This window comes from Streptomyces sp. NPDC052236, from assembly GCF_044548015.1.
Classification (GTDB): Bacteria; Actinomycetota; Actinomycetes; order Streptomycetales; family Streptomycetaceae; genus Streptomyces.
In genome coordinates this window covers 1-24,050 of record NZ_JBIUBL010000054.1, presented here as the reverse complement: position 1 = coordinate 24,050, position 24,050 = coordinate 1, and the positions used below count along the sequence as shown (strand labels likewise).

Here is a 24,050-nt window from a genome sequence, read left to right as displayed (position 1 = left end):
AGCGCACCCCGCTCCACCCACACCCGGGTACGGCCGGTGGCCAGAACAACCCCTGCCGCACGCCCAGCATTCGATTCCCCCACGCCAGCGCATCCTAGACGCGTCAGGGGGCAGATGCGCCTGCTGGCACAGGGAGTTGACTTCGCACCGCCGTAATCTCGGCCATTGAAGATCTCGAGAGCGAGAAACTGTCACTGCCCCTGTCACATTGCGCTCGTATGCTCGATTCATGAGCGATCACCAGCCCGGACAGCAGCCCGTTCGTCCCACCCAGAACGCCATGCGCCGCGCCCTCAAGCGAGCCAGGACCGGCGTCGCCCTCGACACCGCCGAGGCCGCCGTCCTCCTCCAAGCGCGCGGGGACGATCTCGCAGATCTGGCCGACTCCGCCGCGCGGGTGCGCGATGCCGGGCTGGAGGCCGCTGGGCGGGCCGGGGTCATCACGTACTCGAAGAGCGTCTTCATTCCGCTGACCCGGCTCTGTCGCGACAAGTGCCACTACTGCACGTTCGTCACCGTTCCCGGCAAGCTCCGCCGCGCCGGGCACGGCATGTTCATGTCGCCCGACGAGGTGCTCGACATCGCCCGGCGCGGCGCCGCGCTCGGCTGCAAGGAAGCGCTGATCACCCTCGGGGACAAGCCCGAGGACCGCTGGCCCGAGGCGCGGGAGTGGCTGGAGGCCGAGGGGTACGACGACACCATCGCGTACGTACGCGCGATGGCGATCCGCATCCTGGAGGAGACAGGGCTGCTTCCGCACCTCAACCCGGGTGTGCTGTCCTGGACCGACTTTCAGCGGCTCAAGCCGGTCGCTCCCTCGATGGGGATGATGCTGGAGACCACCGCGACCCGGCTGTGGAGCGAGCCCGGCGGGCCGCACAACGGCTCCCCGGACAAGGAACCGGCTGTGCGGCTGCGGGTCCTGGAGGACGCGGGGCGGTCGTCCGTGCCGTTCACCAGTGGGCTGCTGATCGGGATCGGGGAGACGTACGAGGAGCGGGCCGAGTCGCTGTTCGCGCTGCGCCGTGTGGCGCGGTCGTACCACGGCATTCAGGAACTCATCATCCAGAACTTCCGCGCCAAGCCGGACACGGCGATGCGCGGCATGCCCGACGCGGAGCTGGACGAGCTGGTCGCCACCGTCGCCGTCGCCCGGCACATCATGGGGCCATCCGCCTGTCTGCAGGCCCCGCCGAATCTGGTGGACGGCGAGTACGCGCGGCTGATCGGCGCGGGCATCGACGACTGGGGCGGGGTGTCCCCGCTGACGCCCGACCATGTGAACCCCGAGCGGCCCTGGCCGCACATCGACCAGCTCGCCGAGCACTCCGCGGCGGCCGGGTTCTCGCTGCGCGAGCGGCTCGCCATCTACCCGGAGTTCGTGCAGCGCGGCGAGCCCTGGCTGGATCCGCGCCTGCTGCCGCACGTCCGGGCGCTGGCCGACCCGGAGACGGGCCTGGCCCGCGAGGACGTACTGCCGGTCGGCCTGCCCTGGCAGGAGCCGGACGAAGGGTTCACCGCCGCGGGGCGCACCGATCTGCACCGGACCATCGACACGCAGGGGCGCACCTCCGACCGGCGTGACGACTTCGAGGACGTGTACGGGGACTGGGAGGCGCTGCGCGAGGCCGCCGTGCCCGGCATGGTGCCCTCCCGTATCGACGGGGACGTCAAAACCGCGCTGGCCCAGGCGGCGGACGATCCGACGCGGCTCACCGACGACGAGGCGCTCGCGCTGCTGCACGCGGACGGTCCTGCGCTCGACGCGCTCACGCGGATCGCGGACGAGCTGCGCCGTGACGTGGTCGGCGACGACGTCACGTACATCGTCACGCGCAATATCAACTTCACCAACGTCTGCTACACCGGCTGCCGTTTCTGCGCCTTCGCCCAGCGGCGTACGGACGCGGACGCGTACACGCTCTCGCTCGACCAGGTCGCGGACCGGGCCGCGCAGGCGTGGGAGGTGGGCGCGGTCGAGGTGTGCATGCAGGGCGGCATCCATCCCGACCTGCCGGGCACGGCGTACTTCGACATCGCGCGTGCCGTGAAGGAGCGCGTTCCGGGGATGCATGTGCACGCGTTCTCCCCGATGGAGGTCGTCAACGGGGCCACGAGGACCGGGCTTTCGATCCGTGAGTGGCTGACGGCGGCGAAGGAAGCGGGCCTGGACTCGATCCCGGGGACGGCCGCGGAGATCCTGGACGACGAGGTCCGCTGGATCCTCACGAAGGGCAAGCTGCCGACGGCCACCTGGATCGAGGTCGTCAAGACCGCGCACGAGCTGGGCATCCGCTCCTCCTCGACCATGATGTACGGGCATGTGGACCAGCCCCGGCACTGGCTGGGCCACTTCCGTACGCTCGCGGGCATCCAGCAGGAGACGGGCGGCTTCACGGAGTTCGTGACGCTGCCCTTCATCCACACCAACGCGCCCGTCTACCTGGCGGGCATCGCCCGGCCGGGCCCGACGGACCGGGACAACCGCGCGGTGATGGCGATGGCGCGCCTGCTGCTGCACCCGCACATCACGAACATCCAGACCAGCTGGGTGAAGCTGGGCCAGAAGGGCGCGGCCGAGATGCTCCGCTCGGGCGCGAACGACCTGGGCGGCACGCTGATGGAGGAGACCATCTCCCGGATGGCGGGGTCGAGTTACGGCTCGTACCGCTCGGTCAAGGACCTCATCGCGATCGCGGAGGAGGCGGGCCGCCCGGCGAAGCCGCGTACGACGCTGTACGGGGAGGTGCCGGAGGAGCGCGTGCGCGCCGCCGCCGGGTCCGACGGTCATCTGCCCGAACTCCTTCCCCTGCTGGAGCAGTAGAGGCCCTTCCCACCTCTTGCACAAACCCCGCGCCGAAGACACCAGTGTGACCCACGTCGCTTTCCTAAATCAGGCGTTCTGGATGTATCACGGGTAACTCGCCACGATGTGAATTCAAAGTAACCAGCGAGTAGGGATATTTGACCCTGTTGGCAGGACCCATGTCTCCCAATACTCCTTACATGAAAGGCAAAGGCACTCCCAAGGACGGAACGAGACATGGCTAAAATCATTCGGCTGGTTGCCCTCGGATGCGCACTCGCCACGGGTGGCGCTGTCATCGCTCTGCTGCCCTCGGCGAACGCCGCCGACGTGAAGTCGGCACAAGAGATCATGGGCCTGTGCGACCGCTCATCGAAGATCAACGGCGTGCAGCAGCAAGTGCGTGAGCCTATTGGCGGCGGCTTCAGGGCCGACACGTGTGACTTCGTCGAGACGAAGTTCGAAACGTTCAACGGCCCGCCGGAGAAGGCCTCGATCGACTTCCCGAACTGTGAGCCGAATGCCACCGAACCGTCGAAGGTGACGATCAAGTGGTCCTCGACGGCGGCTCAGGGCCAGGGTACGTACACCGTGACACAGCAAGGCGGTGGCGGCGGACTCTTCGGCGCTCTGACCGGTTCCTGGCTCAAACACAAGGGAACCCTGGACATGACCATCAACTCGGCAAGTGCGGGCGATACGGAAACGCGGGAGGTTGCCCCCGGCAAGGTACTCGCCCTCGAATTCACGCCGAAGATGCAGCGCATGACCGGCGAATGGCGGGTACACATCGACGCCGACCCGGGGAGCTTCGCGGTCAACCCCTCTCCTGAGCAGAACTTCGCGGCGCCAGAAGTTGTCGAGGGGCCCCACATGCTGGCCGGAGCCGCAGGTGCGCCCGGAGTGGTGGACGGGGAGATCAAGCCCGTCATCACCGACTGCTGACCGGCCTCCGCACCCCCCTCCCCTCCCTTCCCTCCCAGGAGACGCACGATGACACGCACCGGCAGCAAGGCAAACCATCGGAGCAAGAAGAAGCGCATCACCCTTGTCCTGGCCCCGGTGGCCGCCCTCGCGGTGGCTTTGCCACTGATGAGCCAGGCGGGTGCGGCCACCCCGTCCGAAGTGGCGGCCGACTGCAAGGCGGACTCCGACAAGCTGGACAGCTGCGATTTCGTCGACGTCCAGGTCAGGCGGAACAGCCTCGGCCCCAACGAGCGGGTTTCCACGGTGTCGAACAACTGCGATTCGACCGGCCCTGTCACGAAGGCGTTCGACGTGACCGCGTCGGTCACCCGAGTCGTCCAGCTGGAAGACGGCTTCGTCGTCGACGGCGGTTTCACTCTGGTGTTGCCCTCCGTCTTCGAGATCGGCGGAAAGTTCAACACCTCGGAAATCAACATCAAGCGCGATGACACAACGCAGACCATGTCGTTCAGCCGGACCGACACCGTGAAGCCGGAGCACATCGGATTCTTCATGTGGTCATCGAAGCGCACCGATGTGAGCGGCTTCCTCAAGGCCACGTACAAGGAGGAGCAAGACGGCCAGAAGGTGTTCTTCTCCCCCAGCGAAGGCGGAGCGACGCATCACGTCTTCTATCCGCAGCTCCTCAAGAACGGGACTCCCGACGGCCGTCTCTGGCTACGCAATGTGAAGTGCGGAACCCCTCAGGCCAACGGAATTATCAACTCGGAGGGAAGCGTCAGGGCGGAACCCGGATTCGATGAGGGCGGCGCGAATGTGACCGACATCGAAATCCCCCTGTCCGAGATCGCCGCTCAGTAATTTCCGAGCACTTCAGGCCCAGGCCGCTGAAGGCCCCCGCGTTCGACGCGGGGGCCGTTTTCGTGGGGCATGGCGCCCAGCCACAGCAGCACGGCGTCCGTACTGCCCCGGGCGTCGAGCTTGGCGTAAACGTTGCTGAGGTTGTTCCGCACCGTCTTCTCGCTCAGGTTCAGCCGCTGACCAATCTGCGGTGCCCCGAAGCCACTGGAGAGGAGCTCCATGATCTGGCGTTCACGCGGGGAGAGCCCGGCCCGTAACCGCTGCATCGCGCCGCCGTTCCCGGAGGCCATGTGCTGAGCGCCCTCCCTGAGCGTCGCACACGCCATCGGGGAGAGATGGGTCTGCCCGCTCGCGGTCCCGAGGACCGCCGCGGTGAGCATGCAGGGGCAGTAGTCCCCGTCGACGAGATATCCGGCGACTCCCCGGCGTAAGAGCCCGACGACCTGCTCGGCGTCCCAGGCAGGGCTGACGACGACCACGGGCGCGGTCTTCTCGCCCATGACGCTCTGCAGCCTGGGAAAGGCATGCGCCGGATCGTCGCAGCGGAGCACCACCACGTCGGGTGCGTCGTAAACGTCGGTGCGCAGGCCGTCGTACGGGGGCGGTACGAGCCGGGCCACGAACGGATCGTCAGGACCGGGCCATTCGTCGTGCGGCCAGTCGCCTTCGGCGCAAGCGAGTGCGACGGTCAACGTGCTGGGGGAGCGGTCGGGGATGCTACTGGCACATGAGGAGGATCGCATTGCACGTGTCCTTCCGCAGAAACCCATGACGTCTCCTTGGTACGCGGGCCGGGCGGCACGTGTTCAAAGATTCAACGAAATTCTGTCGGGTCTCGGCGTTGTCGGCGTTCTCAAACGTCCTTGGCGTCCTTGGCGTCCTCGGCACCGTGTGCCGGACTCGGACTGACAGACTGAACCTGGACCTTGGAGGGGGCGCTCTATGGCACAGGCACGTCGGTCGGCGCAGCAGCTGATGAACGACCGCAGGCGCGCCGGATTCGTGGGACGCCGCGACGAACTGGCCGTCTTCCGGGAAAACTTGGACGTGCCTCCGGAGGACGAGGGGCACCGCTTCATCTTCCACATCCACGGCAACGCCGGCGTCGGCAAGTCCTCCCTCGTGCGTGAGCTCGTACGGACCGCGCGCGAGCGGCGCGCGCTCACCGCCCTCATCGATGAGTCCGTGAACAGCGTGCCCGAGGCGATGGCCGCGATCAGCGCCCAGTTCGCTCAGCAGGGGCATACGTTGAAGGCCCTGGACCGGCTCCTGGCGACGTATCGCCAACGCCGTTACGAGGCCGAGGTGCTGACGACTGCCCCACCTCCCGACGCACAGCCGCAGGCACAGCAGCCCTCCGCGGGCAGCATGGCCGTCGCCCAGGCCGGGCTGATCGGCCTGGGCACCGTGCCCATCGTCGGCGCGCTCGCCGGGGCCGTCGACCCCGCACAGGTCGCCCGCGGCGCCGACCACGTACGGGCCCTGCTCAGCGCGCACTTCGGCAAGCAGGAGGACGTACAGCTGGTCCTCGATCCGCTCAAAGCCCTGACCCCCGTACTGATGGCGGAGCTGCACCGCGTCGCGGCCGACGTCCCGTGGATCACCCTCTTCTTCGACACGTACGAACGCACCAGCCCCTTCCTGGACACCTGGCTGCGCGATCTGATCACCAGCGATCGGTATGGAGAGCTCCCCGCCGAGGTCGTCGCCACCATGGCCGGCCAGGGCACCCTCGACACCAACTGCTGGGCCGACAACATCGACTTCGTGACGGACCTTCCGCTGGTGCCCTTCACCGAGGCCGAAGCCCGGCAGCTCCTCGCCGCGAAGCGCGTGGTGGGCGAGGACGTCGTACAGGCCGTGCTGCGCCTCTCCGGGGGGCTCCCGGTCCTCGTCTCGACGCTGGCCGCCTCACTGGCAGGCAATGCGGAGAGCGCCAACGGCGCTGACGCCGACTCCGTGGACGATCCCAGCGCCACCGCCGTCGAGCGCTTCCTGAAGTGGGAGCGGGACCCCGTACGCCGCTCCGCCGCCCTCGAAGGCGCGCTGCCGCGCCGCCTCAACGAGGACATCTTCCAGGCCGCCGTCGAAGGCGACGCGGCAGGGCTGTTCGGCTGGCTGCGCTCCCTGCCCTTCGTGTCCGACCGCGGCGGCCGGGCCCAGTACCACGACGTCGTACGGGAGCCGATGCTGCGGCTCCAGCGCAACAGCTCCCCACAGCGCTGGCGCGCCGCTCACACCCGCCTGGCCCACTCGTTCGGCCGCTGGCGCGAAGCCGCCGGCGACGGCCTGGAGCCCGGCGAGGCATGGGCGGAGGACGCCTGGCGCGAGCTGAAGGTGGAGGAGACGTACCACCTGCTGTGCGCGCAGCCGCGCACAGCACTCGCGGCGGTGCTGCGGGACGGGACCGACGCCTGCGACGCGGGCGGCGTCGCCCCGCGGCGCTGGGCGCAGGCCGTCGCCGACGCGGGCGGCGACAGCGACAGCGAGCCGCTGCGCGCGTTCGGCAGGGACTGCCTGGCCGCCCTGGAGGACGAACAGCTACGGGCCACAGCCGCCCTGGGCCTGATCCTCGCCCGGCCCGAGCTGCCGGACGAGGGGCGGGTCGCCGCCCTGGTCGTCCGCGCCCGGGACCACCGCAACACCGGCCAGTACAAGGACGCGCTGCGCGACTACGGGCGGGCGATCAGCCTGGACGGGCGGTGCAGACGGGCGTACTACGGGCGGGGCGAGACGTACCGCCTGATGGGGCGGTGGCTGGACGCCGTCGCGGAGTTCGACCGGGCGCTGGGGATCGACCCCGTCGACACCTGGTCGCTCTCCAGCCGCGCGCTGACAAGACACGCGCTGGGCCAGAACGCCGAGGCCCTGGCGGATCTGGACCGGGCCCTGGAGCTCAAGCCGGGCCATGTCTGGTCGCTGGTGCGGCGCTCCCAGGTGCGGCGGGCGCTCGCGGACACCGAAGGAGCTCTGGAGGACATCGGCCGGGCCGAGGCGATCGAACCCGAAAATCCGTGGATCGTCGGCGAGCGCGGGGAGATCCTGCGCCACGACGGCCGGTACGAGGAGGCGATCGCGCAGTTCGACCGGGCGTTCGCGCTCGACCCGGCGTACGCGTGGGCGCTGGGCAGCCGCGCCATGGCCAAACAGGCGCTGGGCAGGACCGAGGACGCGCTCGCCGACCTGGGCCGTGCGGTCGAGCTGACGCCCGACTATGTGTGGGCGCTGATCAGGCGGGCCGAGATTCACCGGGCACGCGGCGACAGTGACCTGGAGTTCGCCGACCTCGACCGGGCGGTGGAGAGCGCCCGGTTCGACGGGTGGGCGCTGGCGCAGCGGGCGTACGCGCACCAGCTGGCGGAGCGGTACGAGGAGGCCATCGCCGACTACGACCGGGCGCTCGCGCTCGACCCGGACTACGGCTACGCCCGCGTCTCCCGGGGGCGGGCCTACGAGCGTCTCGGCCGGTACGAAGAGGCGCTGGCGGATCTCGACCTCGCGCTGGAGCCGGATCCCGACCAGCCGTTCGCGCTGTCCGTACGGGCGGGGGTGCGCCGGGTGCTCGGCGACCTCGACGGCGAACTCGCGGACCTGGACCGGGCGGTCACCGTCACGCCGGACAGCGCGGTCCACCTGATGCTGCGCGGGGAGGCCCACCGGCGCGCGGAGCGGTACGAGCAGGCCATCGCCGACTATGACCGCGCGGCCGTGCTGACCCCCGGCGACGGCTGGGTGTTCGGCAGCCGCGGGCAGGCGCTGCGCGGCCTCGGCCGCTACGAAGAGGCGCTGACGGACCTGGCGCACGCCGCGGAGCTCCAGCCGGACAAGGCGTGGATCGCCGCCGAGCGGGGCGCGGCCTGCCAGGACCTGGGGCGGTACGAGGAGGCACTGACGGAGCTGGACCGTGCGATCGCGCTCGACCCCGCGTACGGCTGGGCGTATGGGCGGCGGGCCGCGGTGCACGTGGTGATGGGCAGCCTGCCGCGGGCGCAGGCCGATCTCGACCGGTTCGAGGAGCTGGGCGGTAACGGCCCGGCGGAGCACCGCACGCGGGAAGTCGCGAATGTGGGCCTGCGCCCCCAGGAGGCGCTTGCCACGCTGGAGCGGGCCGCTCAGTCCAATGCCGAATACCTCGCGGTGCTGACCATTTTGGACCGTATGGGCTTCGTTGAGACGGTATCGGACGTCCTTGAGGCGGTACCGGACCGGGAGGTCGGCTCTGACGTCCGGCGCGGGCTTGTGCGCTCGGCGCTCACCGTGAGCCGTGCGGGAGGTCTGGCGGGGGCGCGGGAGCTGTGGGAGGCAGCGGGGGAGGGTGTCCCGGCGGCCTGCGCGCTGGGGGACTGGGCACGGGCGGACGCGCTGCTCGATGAACTCCTCGGCGGCGCGCCTTCCTGGGCCGAACTCGCCGACCTCCTGGACGTACTGACCGAACTGGCCCAGTGCCCGGACGCGGACACCGCCGAGCTCGATACGCGTACGCGACGCCTCGCCGCCGCGAAGGACGCGCTGGCATCGGCCCAGTTCCGGCAGGGGCTCTGAACCCACTGTTCCCGGTCGATTACAGTGCTGCGCCAGGCACACGTTCGACGTCGGGGGACGAGGAAGGGGGGCCGCGCCGTGAGCTCAGCAACCACAGGCACAGCCACAGCCACAGCCGTGTGGGGCCGTGCCGAGCAGCAGGATTTCCGCTCCCGGGTGCGCGGCGCGCTGCTCGGCGGCGCCATCGGGGACGCGCTCGGCGCGGGCATCTCCGCGCTCACCCTTGAGGAGATACGCGGGACACACGGCCCGGACGCGGTCGCCGACTACGTACCCGGACCCGTCCACGGCCGCCGAGGCGCGGTCACCGCCGCCACGCAGCTGACCCTCTTCACCGTCGACGGGCTGATACGCGCCCAGGTGCGCCGCGACACCGGCGCCTGGCACCCGCCCACCGATGTGCACCGCGCGCACCTGAGGTGGGCGGCGACGCAGCACGACTGGGGCCCCGACGAGCGCCGCAGGGACAACGGCTGGCTCGCCCGCGAGGAGTGGCTCTACAGCCGCCGCGACCCCCCGAAGGCCTGCCTCATCGGGCTCTCGGACGAGGGCATGGGCACGCTTGACGCGCCCAAGAACCCGTCCGCGCGCGACGCCGGGGCGCTGGTGCGCTCCGCGCCCTTCGGGCTGCTCGTCGGCTGGGAGCCGCAGCTGGTGTGCCAGCTCGCCGTGGAGTGCGCCGCGCAGACCCATGGCGACCCCGCCGCGTATCTCTCCGCCGGCGCGCTCGCCGTCATCGTGCATGGTCTGGCGCGCGGGGAGAGCCTCGACGGGTCGGTGCAGCGCGCCCTGGCGCAGCTGGCCCCGCGCCCCGGGCACCAGCCCGTCACGGACGCCCTTCAGCACGCGCTCGGCACCGTACGCCAGGGCATTCCGGGACCGGCCAGGATCGCTTCCCTCGGCGAGGGCCGCAGCGCCGAGGAGGCCCTGGGTATCGCCGTGTACTGCGCGCTCGTTGGCGAGGACATCCGGCACGGCCTGCGCCTCGCGGTGAACCACGACGGGCCCTCGGAGACCACCGGGGCGCTGACCGGCGCGCTGCTGGGCGCGCTGCACGGCGAGACGGCGCTGCCGCCCGCCTGGCTCTCGGAGCTGGAGGGCCGCCCGACGATCCTGGAGCTGGCGGACGACTTCGCGATGGAGATGACGCAGGGCCCGGCGCTGCACGGGCCCACGGTCACCGCGCCGGGCTGGCTGGCGCGCTACCCGCGCAGCTGACACGCGTACGCACGAGGGCCCGGCTTCTGCGAAGAAGCCGGGCCCTCACGTATACGTCATGCAGGTCAGTCGTCCGCGCCCTTCGCCGCGACGGGCGCCGGCACCTGCACGGCCGCCGCGCCCGCACTGCCGTCGTCGTCGTTGTTGATGAAGTGCAGCACCGCGTCGCGCTCCGGGGTGTCCTCCGGCTTGATGTAGCCGATGACGATGTAGAGGACGAGCGAGACCGCGAGCGGAATGGACACCTGGTACTGGAGCGGTACGCCGCCGTCGACGTTCCAGGTGATCGGGTAGTTGACCAGCCAGAAGGTGACCAGTCCGACACCCCAGCTGATCAGCGCGGCGGTCGGGCCGCACTTGCGGAACCAGGGCAGCAGGCCCAGCATCAGCGGGATCGCGATCGGACCCATCAGCCCGGCGACCCACTTGATGACGACGGTGATGATGTCACCGAAGAAGTCCGAGTTGACCTGCGTCGCGATGGCCATGGACAGGCCGAGGAAGAGCAGGGTCGTCAGCCGCGCGGCGGCGAGCCCGGCGCGGTTGTCCCACTGGCGTGCCTTGCGGGAGACCGCGGGCATGATGTCGCGGGTGACGACGGCGGCGATGGCGTTCGCGTCCGAGGAGCACATGGCCATGGTGTGCGAGAAGAAGCCCACGATGACCAGGCCCAGCAGACCGTGCGGCAGCAGCTGCTCGGCCATCAGCGCGTAGCTGTCGGAGGGGGTGTCGGTCTTGATGAGCACCGGCGCGACCCACATCGGGAAGAACAGGACCAGCGGCCAGATCAGCCACAGGATCGCGGACAGCTGGCCGGAGCGCTGCGCGGACTTCGCGGAGTCGGTGGCCATGTAGCGCTGGGCCTGGTTCCACATGCCGCCGTTGTACTCGAAGGTCTTGATGAACAGATACGCGATGAGGAACACCATCATGTACGGCCCGGCCAGCGGCTCGGTGTGCCCGTTGAGTTCCGGCTCGTCCCATACGGTCCACAGGCTGCTGAAGCCGCCCAGTTCGGCCAGGACCGCGACGAGCATCGCGATGCCCGCGATGAACTGGATGATGAACTGTCCGAGCTCGGTGAGCGCGTCCGCCCACAGCCCGCCGACGGTGCAGTAGACCGCCGTGACCACGCCGGTGATCAGGATGCCCATGTTGAGCGAGACGCCCGTGAAGACGGCGAGCAGGGTGGCGATGGCCGCCCACTTGGCGCCGACGTCGACAATCTTCAGCAGTACGCCGGACCAGGCCAGCGCCTGCTGTGTCGGCAGGTTGTACCGGTTCTTCAGGTATTCGAGCGGCGAGGAGACATGCAGCCGTGAGCGCACCCGGTTGAGCCGGGGCGCGAAGAGCCTGGCGCCGATCGCGATGCCGATCGCGATGGGGAAGGACCAGGTGACGTACGAGGTGACACCGTAGGTGTAGGCGATGGCCGCGTAACCGGTGAACATCACCGCGCTGTAGCCCGACATGTGGTGGGAGATGCCGGACAGCCACCAGGGCATCTTTCCGCCGGCGGTGAAGAAGTCGCTGACGCTTTCGACGCGCTTGTGAGACCAGACGCCGATCGCGACCATCACGCCGAAATAGCCTATGAGCACGGTCCAGTCGAGACTGTTCATGTGCCCCCTCCAGGGGTCCGCCTTGTGAACGAGGAGCGCGCTTCGCCAGTACGTTCTTGAGCGGCGCCCCCTTGCGGGAGTGGGGACTTCCGGGATTGAACCGCCTCGCCGGGCGGTGGGTCAAGGGTTCCTCTGGTCAGAAATGTGAACACAGATCAGCAAGCCGAACCATTTTGCTTGTTCTTGACCATCCGGAGCGTTGTCGGGAACGTGACGGCGGCCACACGATGAGCGGGCGCTTCATCAGGTTCCACAAACACAGGATGACCGCACGGGATGCGGGTCCCGCGCGGCCTGAGAAAGGGTGATGGCAACTGCGTAATGGCAACTGCGTGACGACAACTGCGTGACGACAACTGCCGCTGTGTCGCTACCGCTTGAGCTACCGCATCAGTTCGCCGGCGTTGACCAGAAGTGACTGGCCCGTGATGGCCCGGGCCCGGTCGGAGGCGAGGAAGGCCGCGGCCTGAGCGACATCTGTGTCCGTGGCCAGCTCGGGCAGGGCCATCCGCTCGGTGAGCCGCCCCAGTACCTCCCCCTCCGGCACCTTCTCGGTGTGCGCCGTGAACCGCACGTACGCCTGGACGGGCGGCCCCCACATCCAGCCGGGCAGCACCGTGTTCACCCGTATCCGGTCCGGCCCCAGCTCCCGCGCCAGCGAGTACATCGCCGAGGTGAGCGCGCCCTTCGACGCCGCGTACGCCGCCTGCCGCACCTGTGAGGGCGCGGCGACCGACGACTGCGTACCGATGATGACGACCGAGCCGCCCCGCTCCCTGAGCGCGGGCAGGCAGGCCCGGGTCATCCGCAGGGTGCCGAGCAGGTTCACATCGATGACCTGGTGCCAGGTCTCGAAGTCCGCGTCCGCCAGACCCCCGAAGTGGCTGTCCCAGGCGGCCACGTGCACGACCGCGTCGACCCGCCCGAAGCGCTCGACGGCGAGTGCGGCCAGCGCCTCGCACTGCGCTTCGTCGGTGATGTCCGTGGCCCGGTACGCGGTGTGCCCGCCCGCCGGGTCGATCTCGCCCGCCGCCTTGGCGAGCCGGTCTCCGGTGCGCGCGCCGAGGACCGCGTTGCCCCCGTCCCGTACGACGGTGGCGGCGATCTGATGGCCGAGTCCGGCCCCGACGCCGGAGACGATCACGGTCTTGTCCTGTAGCAGCATGCGTGCTCCCTCGGCGGTCCGGCTCTTGCTCTGACGGAGCGTCAGAGTAAGAGCCGGAGGGCGCGGAAGGAAGGGAGAAGGAGCTACATGCGGCGTCAGTAGGCGCTGTTCAGGCCCCACCAGTCGCCGTCGAGCTCCTGGGCGCGCAGGAAGCTGGGCGCTGTGGTGGAGAGGCGGTAGCCCAGCAGCCAGCCGGGGTGGCCGCCGAGGTACTTGTCGTTGGTGATCGTCAGGAGGTCGTTCTTCGCGTCCCCGTCGAACGAGCCGACGGCGAGCATTGTCTGCATGACCTGCCAGCCGCTGCCGAGCAGCTTGCGCACGCCGAAGCCGCCCTTGCCCGTGCCCGGGTAGAACCACAGTTTCCCGGTGGTGTCGCGGGCGAGCAGGTCAGCCTTGGCGTCCCCGTTCATGTCTCCGGAGCCGATGAGCTGGTTCATCGCGTTCCAGCCGGTGCCCAGCGACTTGCGCGCGGCGAAGGCGCCGTTGCCGCGCCCCGGGTAGAGCCAGAGCCTGCCGGTGGTGTCGCGGGCGAGCATGTCCTTTCGGCCGTCGCCGGTCAGGTCGCCGGCCGCCTTGATGGCCGTCATGGCGTTCCAGCCGGTGCCCACGGATGTACGGGCGCCGAAGGTGCCGTTGCCGCGGCCGGGGTAGACCCAGAGCGTGCCGCTCTTGTCCCGGGCGAGCAGGTCCTCACGGCCGTCGCCGGTCAGGTCGCCGTGGCGGGTCAGCGCGGTCATGGCGTTCCAGCCATTGCCGACGAGCCGCCCCGAGTTGTCCCCGGGCAGGAACCAGAGGCGGCCGACTCCGTCCCGTACGAGGATGTCCGGCGTGCGGTTGTTGTCCAGGTCGCCGAAGCCGGCCGCCTTCGGGGCGGTCTCGGGCCACCAGCGGGGGTAGGCGTTCTGCGAGCACTCGCGCTCGGTCCTGACCCACTTGATGGAGCTGATCGCCCGGTCCAGATGGCTGCTCCAGCTGCCCTCGCCGGGGCTGTTCGGGTCCTCCGCCCAGTACGAGCCGTCGGGCCCGCTCAGTGAGTAGTTCGCCTGGGTGTAGAGGCAGGAGATCTGTCCCGCGCGATTGGTGTACGAGCGGATCTTGTTGTCCCAGCTACCCATGGTCGGCATGTTCACTTTTGTCTTGAACATGGTGCCGTCGCCGGAGGTGCCGGTGAACCCGCAGAAGTAGCCGGTCGGGCAGCGGTCGTACCCGCTCGCGGCCTGGGCCGTCTGGGCGGGCAGCACGGCGGCCATCAGGCCGCCCATCAGAAGGCCCGCCACCGCGGCGAAGCCGCGTCTCTTTCTTTTCATGTGCAGGACGACTATTCAGCCACCGGAAAGGTTGTGCCGCCGGGCCACTCCCCAACTGACACCCCATCAGCTAAACCGGTGGGATGACAACAGAGGACACGCGCAGCGAGGTGTACGCGGAACTGGCGGGCATCGGTCCGTACGGGGTGCGCCCCGGCCACGCCCTGATCACCATGGTCGAACCGCATCCCGGCCATGAGCACGCGTACAACCGCTGGTACGAGGACGACCACTACTACGCGGGCGCGATGGCCATGCCCTGGATGTACGCGGGGCGGCGCTGGGTCGCCACCAGGGACCTCCAGCTGCTGCGCTACCCGGAGAAGTCCGCGGTGGCCCAGCCGGTGACCGCGGGCTGCTACATCTCCACGTACTGGATCACGGACGGCCGCTACGCGGACCATATGAAGTGGACCGTGGGGATCAACAAGCGGCTGAATCGCGACGGTCGCGTCTACCAGGACCGTACGCATGTCTTTACGGCCTTCCAGGACCACGAGGCGACCGTCTACCGGGACGGGGCGGCCGGGCCGCGCGACTATCACGCGCTGGACCATCCGTACGCCGGTCTGGTGGTGGAGGTCATCGACACGGACGGGCCGGGGCAGCGGGCGGAGCTGGTGGAGTGGCTGCGTACCAAGCGGCTGCCGCAGACGCTGGACGGCTCACCGGCGGCCATGGTGACCGTCTTCCGGCCGACGCCGCTGCCGGGCGACCGGATGAGTTATGTGAAGCAGGTGGAGGGGGTGGACAGCCGGCTGACGCTGCTGTGGTTCCTGGAGGAGGACCCGAGGGAGCGGTGGGAGGCGGTGTTCGCCGGGCTGGACGCGGCGGTGGCTGCATCGGGGCTGGGGCGGGTGGAGCTGGTGGCGCCCTTCATTCCGACGGTTCCGGGCACGGACCGCTATGTCGACGAGCTGAGGTGAGGCGGTGAGGGGGGAGCGGTCGTGGGTATGGCCGAGCCCCCTCGGCCGGGACGGCGGACCAGTCGAGAGGGCTCATTTCACGGGTGCTTGTCGCGCTGCTCGGTGTCGTACTCGGTGTCGTACTCAGCCAAGCTTGAGCGCGTCCTGCCCGACGCCGTACACGAACGCGTTCCACGACTCGGAGACGAAGGTGATCGACGGGCCGGCGGGGACTTTGGAGTCCCGGACGGCAATCGCCTGCGCGGCGGGGGACTTGACCTCTACGCACGCGCCGTTTCCCGTAGAGTACGAGGACTTTGTCCAGGTGTCCGTGGCGCCCTGAATGATTGCCATGTTGTTCGCTCCGCTTCACCAAGTGGTGTGATTCACGCCAACATTGTCGCTGGCCTGATCGACGCTACTCGCCGCAGTGGGTGCGTGAGGCAGGCATTCACTCAACCTGATGGCATATTCCACTGACTCTTCCGCTGCCCCCTGCGGGGGTGTACTGTGCGCCCCCCGCGCGCAGCGGAAGCGTTTCAGCGGGCGTAACCCTTGGCGATGTCCTCGATGAACTGCCGGGTCTGATCCGCGTTCAGCGCCTGGGCGCGCAGATGCTCGTACATGACGCTGTACTTCTGCACGTCATTGGCCTTCTCCAGATACAGATCGCTGGTCACGCCCTCGATATAGACCACGCTGGAGTCGGAGGCGTCAGGGAACTCCAGGATCGCGTACTGGCCGTTGATGCCCGGGTGCGCGCCCATTTCGAAGGGCAGCACCTGCACGGTGACATGCGGCAGCTGGGACAGCTCCACGAGATGCTCCAGCTGTTCGCACATCAGCGTCTTGTCGCCGATGAGACGGCGCAGCGCCGCCTCGTCGATCACCACCCACAGGCGCAGAGGGTGCTCGGCGTCCTTGATCCGCTCCTGGCGGCGCAGTCTGACGCTGACCCGTTTCTCGACGTCGGACGTGCCGCTCTCGGGCAGCGCGCCGGCGACGAGCGCCTCGGCGTAGGAGCGGGTCTGCAACAGGCCGGGGACGACCTGGGGTTCGTAGACGCGCAGGCTGGCCGCGTCGGTCTCCAGGCCGATGTAGACGCTGTACGGGATGTCGCCGAAGGCGTGCCACCAGCCTTGCTGGCGGGAGTCCTTTGCCATTTGCATGAGCGAGTCGACGATGCGGTGGTCCTCGACCTCGTACACGGTGCACAGGTCGCGGACGTCGCGCTGGCTGATCGAGCGCCTGCCGTTCTCAAGGCGGCTGATCTTGGACTGGGACACGAGGAGGCGCTCGGCCACCTCTTCGGCGGTCATGCCCTTGAGCTCGCGGAGCCGACGCAGCTCCTGGCCCAATCGGCGTCGCCTGACGGTGGGGTTGACGTTGGACGCCACGGAAACTGCACCTCCGGCTGCGTAGCTGAGCGTATCTACCGCTCAGCAGACTGCCACCAATGGTCGTGGCCGCGCTGCGAAATGGCCACACACGCGAACGCGCGGGGCAGCTGGAGGGCTGGCCCCGCGCGTCCTATGCGGCTCCCGGACCGGGTCTTGGGGACGTCGGTGCGGCGGTTCTGCGGTGTTTAGCGGTGTGGAGCGGTGTGGAATTTGGTCGGGGGCTGGTCGTTCAGCTCAGTGCGCGGCGACGCGGGCCATGCTTCCGTGGCGTGGTTGCATCGGTACTCCCGTCGGCTGGGGACCGCCGCCGCTGGGTGCGGTGGCGTTACGGCGGGGCTGTGCGGCCACACCGTTCTGAACGTCCATCACGGCGTGCGCCACGAGTCCGCCCATGGGGTCGTGCCTGATGAGATCCCGCAGGCGGGATCGCGAGGAACGCCCCTCGTTTCCGGGGTAAAGGTGCTTGCCGAGTCCGACCGCGTGGGCCAGCGCGGCGAGCGCCGCGGTCCGCGGGTCCGGCGGTACACCGGTGCGGATCGCACTGTCCAGCCGGGCCCTGATGTCCCGGCTGATTGCCGTGTCCGTCGCCTGGTAGCGAGTCGTCGGCAGAACTCCGCACATATGGCCCGCTACGGCATGCACCATGCCGCACCGCTCCAGATGCGAGAGGTAAATCTGACGCAGCCCCAGCCGGGGCCCGCCAATCCAGTGAACAGCCCGAACCGGGCTGCCGCGTCGGCGCAGCAGTTCCAGTGCGGAGTCCAAAGTCGGATCTCCGGTCGGCCGTGGCATCACCACGGCGATACGATCCCCGTCTGGGGCTATCCGTCCTGCCAGAGCCAGCTCTACAAGCTGGGCTCCGGCCAGGCCGAGGTCGAGCGACTGCGGCTGCGCTGTGGTACCCGTGGTCGGGTCCAGAGCGAGCAACAGAAGCTCTTCCGGAAGTGTTCTGCGGCTCCTGCCCATCCATGCCTCCCCGCGTGGATGAATGACAGGGTGACCCCTCTCACATTGGTCTGTCGAGAGCGCCTGGGTGCTTTGGGTGGGAACCGGAAGGTATGTCGTTCTCGTCTAGGCGCGGAGACGGGGTTCTCACACTGGACACTGGTAGATGGTTCGGACAACACGGGCTGCCGGGTGGCGGCGCGCTCGTGGACGTAGACACGGCGCATGACGCATCTGAGGAGGCACGGTGGCGGGCGAGTCCCCCGACAAGTCGGAGCAGCGGAAGTCGTCGGGGGCGACGACTCCGGGTGAGAGCGACCCGCGGCTGGCTGTGTTCGGCCAGGCGAGCTCCGGGGCTGCGGCTCCGGGGGTGGACCAGCAGACGGCGGTCTTCAAGCTGCCGGCGCCGGAGGCGTCGGCCGGTACGGACCCGGTGGAGACGGACACAAAGCTGCGGGCGGCGGTGGCGGCGTGGGTGACGAGCGCGGACGAGACCGCGGACGTGGATGCGGATTCGGATTCGGATTCGGTCGTGCCGGTCGTGCCCGAGCGGGCTGATGAGGCTGAGGCCTCGTCAGCCACGGACGAGGACGTGGACGAGGACGGCTCGGCTCCGGCCGACGGTTCGGACGTGCCTGACGTTCCTGAGCGGGCGGACGAGCCTGAGGCTGAGGCTCCGGCTGCGGCCGAGCCTGCGGATGCTGAAACGGCGGCTTCCGAGGCCGATGAGGCGGAGCTTGCGCCTTCGGGTGAGGACGCCGGGGAGGCGTCCGCTGACGTGGCGGAGGCTTCGGCTGCCGTGACCGGTCCGGGGGACTCGGACCCGGCTGATGCGGAGCCGACTGGGGCGGCCTCCCCGGTCGCTTCGGACGAGGCGGAGGCCTCGCCGTCTGCGGCGGGTGCCGCGGACTCGGACTCCGGCCCGGCCGGCGTGGCCCTCGGGGTCGCTTCGGACGTGCCCGAGCGGGCTGGCGGCGCGCCGCGCGAGGAAGCGGCCGGCGCGCAAGGCTCGGCCCCTGAGGCCGACGAGACCGATGCTCCGGCTGCCGCGACCGGCGCGGGAGACTCGGAGTCTGCGTCCACCGACGAGGGCGCGAAGAGCTCAGCCTCCAGGGCCGACGCCCGGGTCGTTCCCAAGTGGGCCGCGCGGCCCAGTTCTGACGGCAGTCAGGACCCCGGCAAGGACGACGCGTCCGCGGACGCAAACGTCACCCCGGACGCGGACAAGCCCCCCGTCGATCAGCCCACCGGCGTGTTCAGGGCACCCCGGCGCCCCGGTGGCGACCAGGCCACCACCGCGCTCACGCTGCCCCGGGAACCCAAGCCCGAACCCAAGCCCGAACCCAAGCCTGAGCCCAAGCCTGAGCCCAAGCCCAAGCCCGAGGGCGACGCCGCCCGCAGCAGCACCTTCGTACCCCTCCGGACGGACCATGCGGCCCAGCCCGCCGTCGCTGAGGTCGAGCGGACCCGGCAGCAGCCCATGCCCCCGCTGCCCCCGCTCGATCTCCTCGCCGAGCTGACGAACACCCCGCCCCCGCCCCAGACCCCCGTCCGTACCGTCGTGCGCCGGATCAAGATCTGGACGCCGCTCGCCGTGCTGCTGCTGATCGTCTTTGCGGTCGTACAGGCCGTACGCCCGCTCCCGGCCCCGCAGCTCGCGCTCTCCACCACCCCCACGTACACCTTCCAGGGCACCCCCCTCGCCCTCCCGTGGCCCGCCGATGGCCAGGGCGCGGTGGAGGTCGAAGGCGTCGGCAGCATGGGGACGTACGGCGATCAGAAGCCGGCGCCGATCGCGAGCGTCGCGAAGGCGATGACCGCGTACGTGATCCTCAAGGGGCACCCCATCTCCGGCGAGGAGGCGGGAGAGAAGATCGAGGTCGATCAGAAGGCCGAGGACGAGTCGGGGAACGGTGACAACGAGTCGGTGGCGAAGGTCTCCAAGGGGCAGCAGTTCACGGAGCGGGAGATGCTCCAGCTGCTCATGATCCCGTCCGGGAACAACATCGCCCGTCTGCTCGCCCGCTGGGACGCGAAGACCGAGGCCGCCTTCGTCGCGAAGATGAACGCCGCCGCCAAGGATCTCGGCATGACCAACACCACCTACACGGACCCGAGCGGCCTGAAGGAAACCACGGTGTCCACGCCCCTGGACCAGCTCAAGCTGGCCAAGGCGGTCATGCAGAACGACGTGTTCCGCGACACCGTCGACCGGCCTAATATCACGGTCCCCGGGATCGAGGGGAGGATCGAGAACAACAACGCCAGGGCCTTGCTGTTGGACGGTATCGGCGGCATCAAGACCGGTTCGTCCACTCCCGCCGGCGGCAATCTCCTCTGGGCCGCCGAGGCCGAGGTCGACGGCAAGCCCCGCCGCATTGTCGGCATCTCGATGGGCGCGCAGAAGGCCGACATCCTCTTCGACAAGCTGCAGCTGGCGATCACGTACAGCATCGAGGTGATCAAGGCGGCTCAGCAGGGCCTCACCTCCGCCGCCGTCATCAAGAAGGGCGATGTCGTCGGTTACATCGACGACGGCTTCGGCGGCCGGACCGCGGTCGTCGCCACCAAGGAGCTCAAGCCGATCGGCTGGGCCGGGGTCAAGATCGAGATCGCGCTCACCGACGGAGGCAAGACCCTCCCGCACTCGGCGAAGGCGGGCGACGTCGTGGGCCAGGTCTCCGTCGGCAGCGGCACCAGCAAGGTGACGGCACCGGTCGCGCTCCAGCGGGACCTGGTGGAGCCTGGACTCGGCGACAAGCTGTTCCGGCTCGGCTAGAACGGTACGGAGGCGCGGGCGTCCCGGGGATTCCGGGGCGCCCGCGTGTTAGCGTCCCAGAGGCCCCGGGGCAACTTCTGGACGCCCGGACAGCGTCCTTGAGGGTGCGGACCAGCACTATGGAGTACGTCGGAGGTTGACAGGCCGGAGCAGCCGCCACAGCCGGGGGAGACGGGGAGAGCCGCAGTGACCACCGCTGAGCCGACACAGGCGGACAGCAGCAGCAGTCTTGACACCGGGCTGCGAATACGCCGGCCCCTGCCGGGCGGCACCGCCCCTGAGCCCGGTCCCGCTGAGCCCGCTGAGCCCGGCTCCCCTGAGCCCGGTCCCGCTGAGCCCGGTCCCGCTGATCCTGGTCTCGCTGATCCCGGTCCCGCTGATTCCGGCTCCGCGCCCGGACTCGTCGCCGGGCTCCGCGACCGCCTGACGCGTCACCCCGTCCTCCTCGCGACCGCCCTCGCCGCGTTCACGCACCTGCTCTGGTTCTTCTTCTTCGTCAACAGCGGCGGCGACATCGCGGCCCAGGACGCCTGGGCCGAGTTCGTCGGCCGCTACCCCGACTCCGCGTACAACCTCGCCTGGTACGGCGGGATGCACCCGGTCTCGTACAGCGTCGTCTCGCCGTATCTGATGTCCCTGATCGGCGTCCGCTCGACGATGATGGTCGCCGGTACGGTCTCCGCCGCCCTGACCGCGCTGATCCTGGTCCGCGTCCGCGCCGTCCGCAACCCCGTGGCCTGCTCGCTCGCCGGGGTCTTCGCCTTCCTCTGCAACGCGCTCTCCGGCCGCGTGACCTTCGGCCTCGGCATGATGTTCGCGCTGGCCGCGGTCGCCGCGGTCTTCTGCTGGCCGCACCGCTGGCGCCGCAAACGCTGGGCGAAGGCGGTGGTGGCCGCGCCGCTCGCCGGTCTTGCCACCGCGTCGAGCCCGGTCGCCGGACTGTTCCTGGGCGTCGTCGCGGCGGCGCTGTTCCTGAACAAGCGCCGCCCCGGCGCGTACGCACTGGGCCTCGCCCCGGTCGCGGTCGTGGCGCTGTCCTCCTGGCTGTTCCCCTTCTCCGGTACGCAGCCGATGTCGTTCGGGTCGACCTCGCTCCCGTTCGCCTATGGAGTGCTGACCTTCTTCCTCGTACCGAAGAGCTGGGCCACGGTGCGCGTCGCCGCGGCCGTCTACACCGTCGGTACGCTGCTGACCTGGGCGATCGATTCCCAGATCGGCTCGAACGTGTCCCGGCTCCCGATGCTGTTCGCGGGCGTCGTGCTGCTCGCGGCGCTGCCGTACACCAAGCCGAGCTCCCGCAAGTGGTACACGCTGGTGCTCGCCTTCGCGGGCCTGAACTTCTGGATCGGCTTCAAGGCCGTCAACGACATGGTGCGTACGGCCCCGACCGCGTCCTGGAACCGTGAGCTCGCGCCGCTCGTCAACCAGCTCCAGGGGCTCCGCGCCGAGCGTGGCCGTGTCGAGGTGGTCCCCGCCAAGAGCCACCGGGAGGCGTCCGCGCTCGCCCCGTACGTCAATCTGGCCCGCGGCTGGAACCGGCAGGCGGACATGAAGCGCAACCCGCTCTTCTACGACGACGAGAACACCCTGACCGCCGCCGGTTACCGCGCCTGGCTGGACCGGTGGGCGGTGCACTACGTGGTGCTGCCGGAGGGGACGCCCGACTCCGGGGCCGAGCAGGAGGCGGAGCTGGTCCGCGAGGGGCAGCCGTATCTGACGCGCGTCTGGGGTGACGCCAACTGGCAGGTGTTCTCGGTGAAGGACCCCATGCCGCTGGCCGACCCGCCCGCCACGGTGAACTACGCGGGCGCGGGTGGGGTTTCGATCCAGGTGGAGACGGCGGGACGGGTGCTGATCCGGGTGCCGTACTCGCCGTGGCTCAGCATCGTGGACGAGAAGGGCGAGAAGGTGAAGGGCCCGCGGGAGACGGAGGAGTCTCAGGCGCGCGAGGACGGGCCCAAGACTTATCTCAACCTCAACGGCTGTCTGCTGAAGGCCGAGGAGGACGGGGAGGGTGACGAGTGGACCGAACTGCTCGCGCCCGAGCCGGGGGTGTACCGGCTGGCGGCACCGTACGGGCTGCCGCGCGGGACTCCCTGCCCCGATGAACTCCGCTAGCGCTGTTAGCACCCTGGTTACCCTGGGTTAACCCCTATCTCCGTATGGTCCACTGATGCATAGTTGAGTACTCAAACATACTGATCAGTCGGTCTAGTGGTTCAGGTGCGACATGGCATGCGAACGATGCGGCGGCAACGGCGGGGGCTCGCTGTCCGGGACGAAGTGTCCGGCATGCGGGATGGGTGGCAAGGGCCGTAGCGGAAAGTTCCTGTTGGCCGGGGGAGTCGCACTGACCGTGCTCGCGCTGGCGGTCTCGGTGGTCACGCTGTACGGGGGCGGCGACACGGAGTCGGCCGGGGCGGACGGCGCGGACGCGTCCGGCGGTAGCCCGGGCGGCGACGTGGGCGGCCTCGGCGGGACTCCGCAACGGATCGTCCCCACGGCGCTGCCTCCGGCCGCGTCGGTTTCCGCGTCCGCCTCCGGGTCCGGGTCGGCGTCCGCGTCGCCTACGGGTCCGGGCTCGCCGTCCCCCAGCGCGAGCGGCTCGCGGGGCACCACGGCCACGCCCAAGCCGCCGGGGAGCAGGGGGCAGGGCGCCGCGTACTCGGCCTGGGCGGGACCCGGATGCTCAGGCGGCGGTGTCTACGCAGAGCGTGGCCGCTACGGCGATGGCAACGACGGCTGGTACACGGTGAACTCCGGCGGGCGGAGGGGCGACGGCTGCGACGGCCGCTTCACCGCGATCCCCATGTCGGGCAGTGCGACCAAGGACGGTGGGGGCACGGCGACCTGGTCGTGGTACCTGGGCAGCGGGTACACGTCCTGCTCGGTGTCCGTGGTTGTCCCGGAGAGCAACCGCGCCCGCGATGTGGCGGGCAAGCCGACGACGTATCACATCCTGACGGGCGACGACGCCGGGGCGAGCGCGATCAGGTCCTTCGAGGTCGACCAGACCGCGCTGCGCGGCAGCGGCGTGATCGTGGAGAAGATCCCGGTCTTCAACCAGCAGCTTTCGGTGCGGCTGGTGGACCGCGGGGTGGACCGGGGCAGCGCCGAACGCGAGGGCGCGCACCACGCGGCGGCCCAGATGCGGGCGGACTGCCGCGCTTGAGGCGGGGGTTCGGGTTTCGCGTTTCGCGTTCGCGTCTACGGTGCGGTCAGCGGCTGTCGCTGCCGAGATGGCGCCACCAGGCCATGCCCGCGCCGGGCACAGCGACGATGCGATGGCGTTCGGGTCCCATGGTTCGTCCCCCCTCGGTCCGTCAGTACGTGGGCGCGCGGGACGCGCTGACGCGCTCACGTGCCGGTTGTGCCGTCGATCCGCTCGCGGATCAGGTCCGCGTGGCCGTTGTGCCGCGCGTACTCCTCGATCAGATGCACATAGATCCAGCGGAGGCTGACCGGCTGCTCCATGACTACCGTTCCTAGACACTGAGCGGGAGTGAGTCCTGGTGCCAGGACTGCTGCTCGGTGGCGCTGCCCCGAACGGTGTTGGGCAGGCTGGTCCCCCGC

At 69.6% G+C, this 24,050-nt stretch carries 17 protein-coding genes; 9 read left to right on the top strand and 8 right to left on the bottom strand.

Annotation, left to right across the window (positions count from 1 at the left end; translation table 11 throughout):
- Nucleotides 1-229: 229 nt before the first annotated feature.
- The 3 genes from ACIHCQ_RS43305 to ACIHCQ_RS43295 all read left to right on the top strand — a co-directional run bounded on the left by ACIHCQ_RS43305 (nt 230) and on the right by ACIHCQ_RS43295 (nt 4,594).
- A complete protein-coding gene (locus tag ACIHCQ_RS43305; protein ID WP_399674671.1) occupies nt 230-2,824 on the top strand; it encodes a bifunctional FO biosynthesis protein CofGH in 2,595 nt (864 codons plus the stop codon).
- A gap of 219 nt (nt 2,825-3,043) precedes the next feature.
- On the top strand, nt 3,044-3,751 hold the full coding sequence (locus tag ACIHCQ_RS43300; RefSeq protein WP_399674670.1) for a hypothetical protein: 708 nt from the start codon (nt 3,044-3,046) through the stop codon (nt 3,749-3,751).
- Nucleotides 3,752-3,799: 48 nt separating this feature from the next.
- A complete protein-coding gene (locus ACIHCQ_RS43295; RefSeq protein ID WP_399674668.1) occupies nt 3,800-4,594 on the top strand; it encodes a hypothetical protein in 795 nt (264 codons plus the stop codon).
- Here ACIHCQ_RS43295 and ACIHCQ_RS43290 read toward each other — a convergent pair.
- A complete protein-coding gene (locus ACIHCQ_RS43290; protein ID WP_399674666.1) occupies nt 4,588-5,286 on the bottom strand; it encodes a LuxR C-terminal-related transcriptional regulator in 699 nt (232 codons plus the stop codon). The two genes, ACIHCQ_RS43295 and ACIHCQ_RS43290, sit on opposite strands and share 7 nt — an antisense overlap.
- 250 nt (nt 5,287-5,536) lie before the next feature.
- On the opposite strand from ACIHCQ_RS43290, the gene ACIHCQ_RS43285 reads away from it, so the two are divergent.
- Together ACIHCQ_RS43285 and ACIHCQ_RS43280 are read left to right on the top strand one after the other, a co-directional pair.
- A complete protein-coding gene (locus ACIHCQ_RS43285) occupies nt 5,537-9,136 on the top strand; it encodes a tetratricopeptide repeat protein (RefSeq protein WP_399674664.1) in 3,600 nt (1,199 codons plus the stop codon).
- A 78-nt stretch (nt 9,137-9,214) separates the two neighbouring features.
- The gene (locus ACIHCQ_RS43280) at nt 9,215-10,354 is read left to right on the top strand and encodes an ADP-ribosylglycohydrolase family protein (protein WP_399674663.1); all 1,140 of its coding nucleotides are present in this window, start codon (nt 9,215-9,217) and stop codon (nt 10,352-10,354) included.
- A gap of 65 nt (nt 10,355-10,419) precedes the next feature.
- Here the strand turns inward: ACIHCQ_RS43280 and ACIHCQ_RS43275 are convergent, their stop codons facing one another.
- From ACIHCQ_RS43275 to ACIHCQ_RS43265, 3 genes are all read right to left on the bottom strand, one after another.
- On the bottom strand, nt 10,420-11,976 hold the full coding sequence (locus ACIHCQ_RS43275) for a sodium:solute symporter family protein (protein ID WP_399674661.1): 1,557 nt from the start codon (nt 11,974-11,976) through the stop codon (nt 10,420-10,422).
- Nucleotides 11,977-12,358: 382 nt separating this feature from the next.
- Complete coding sequence (locus ACIHCQ_RS43270; protein ID WP_399674659.1) at nt 12,359-13,141, bottom strand: SDR family oxidoreductase; 783 nt, start codon at nt 13,139-13,141, stop codon at nt 12,359-12,361.
- Nucleotides 13,142-13,236: 95 nt separating this feature from the next.
- On the bottom strand, nt 13,237-14,448 hold the full coding sequence (locus ACIHCQ_RS43265) for an FG-GAP-like repeat-containing protein (protein WP_399674657.1): 1,212 nt from the start codon (nt 14,446-14,448) through the stop codon (nt 13,237-13,239).
- Between the two features lie 83 nt (nt 14,449-14,531).
- On the opposite strand from ACIHCQ_RS43265, the gene ACIHCQ_RS43260 reads away from it, so the two are divergent.
- Complete coding sequence (locus ACIHCQ_RS43260) at nt 14,532-15,374, top strand: hypothetical protein (protein WP_399674655.1); 843 nt, start codon at nt 14,532-14,534, stop codon at nt 15,372-15,374.
- Nucleotides 15,375-15,497: 123 nt separating this feature from the next.
- On the opposite strand, the gene ACIHCQ_RS43255 is transcribed toward ACIHCQ_RS43260, so the two are convergent.
- From ACIHCQ_RS43255 to ACIHCQ_RS43245, 3 genes are all read right to left on the bottom strand, one after another.
- Nucleotides 15,498-15,707, bottom strand: coding sequence for a DUF397 domain-containing protein (locus tag ACIHCQ_RS43255; protein WP_399674653.1), 210 nt, complete (start codon nt 15,705-15,707; stop codon nt 15,498-15,500).
- Between the two features lie 185 nt (nt 15,708-15,892).
- Nucleotides 15,893-16,750: a helix-turn-helix domain-containing protein gene (locus tag ACIHCQ_RS43250; RefSeq protein ID WP_399674651.1), complete on the bottom strand. Its 858-nt coding sequence runs from the start codon at nt 16,748-16,750 to the stop codon at nt 15,893-15,895.
- Nucleotides 16,751-16,987: 237 nt separating this feature from the next.
- Entirely contained in the window at nt 16,988-17,719 is a 732-nt protein-coding gene (locus ACIHCQ_RS43245) for a GPP34 family phosphoprotein (protein ID WP_399674649.1), read from the bottom strand.
- Nucleotides 17,720-17,945: 226 nt separating this feature from the next.
- Here ACIHCQ_RS43245 and ACIHCQ_RS43240 point away from each other — a divergent pair, with 226 nt between their 5' ends.
- From ACIHCQ_RS43240 to ACIHCQ_RS43230, 3 genes are all read left to right on the top strand, one after another.
- Nucleotides 17,946-20,477 (top strand): D-alanyl-D-alanine carboxypeptidase, encoded by a 2,532-nt coding sequence (locus ACIHCQ_RS43240; RefSeq protein ID WP_399674647.1) that lies wholly within the window; start codon nt 17,946-17,948, stop codon nt 20,475-20,477.
- A gap of 186 nt (nt 20,478-20,663) precedes the next feature.
- A complete protein-coding gene (locus ACIHCQ_RS43235) occupies nt 20,664-22,595 on the top strand; it encodes an MFS transporter (RefSeq protein ID WP_399674645.1) in 1,932 nt (643 codons plus the stop codon).
- Between the two features lie 112 nt (nt 22,596-22,707).
- On the top strand, nt 22,708-23,649 hold the full coding sequence (locus tag ACIHCQ_RS43230; RefSeq protein ID WP_399674643.1) for an adhesin: 942 nt from the start codon (nt 22,708-22,710) through the stop codon (nt 23,647-23,649).
- 185 nt (nt 23,650-23,834) lie between these two features.
- On the opposite strand, the gene ACIHCQ_RS43225 is transcribed toward ACIHCQ_RS43230, so the two are convergent.
- Nucleotides 23,835-24,050 (bottom strand): DUF664 domain-containing protein (locus ACIHCQ_RS43225; protein ID WP_399674641.1); only part of this gene is annotated, 216 nt, incomplete at its 5' end.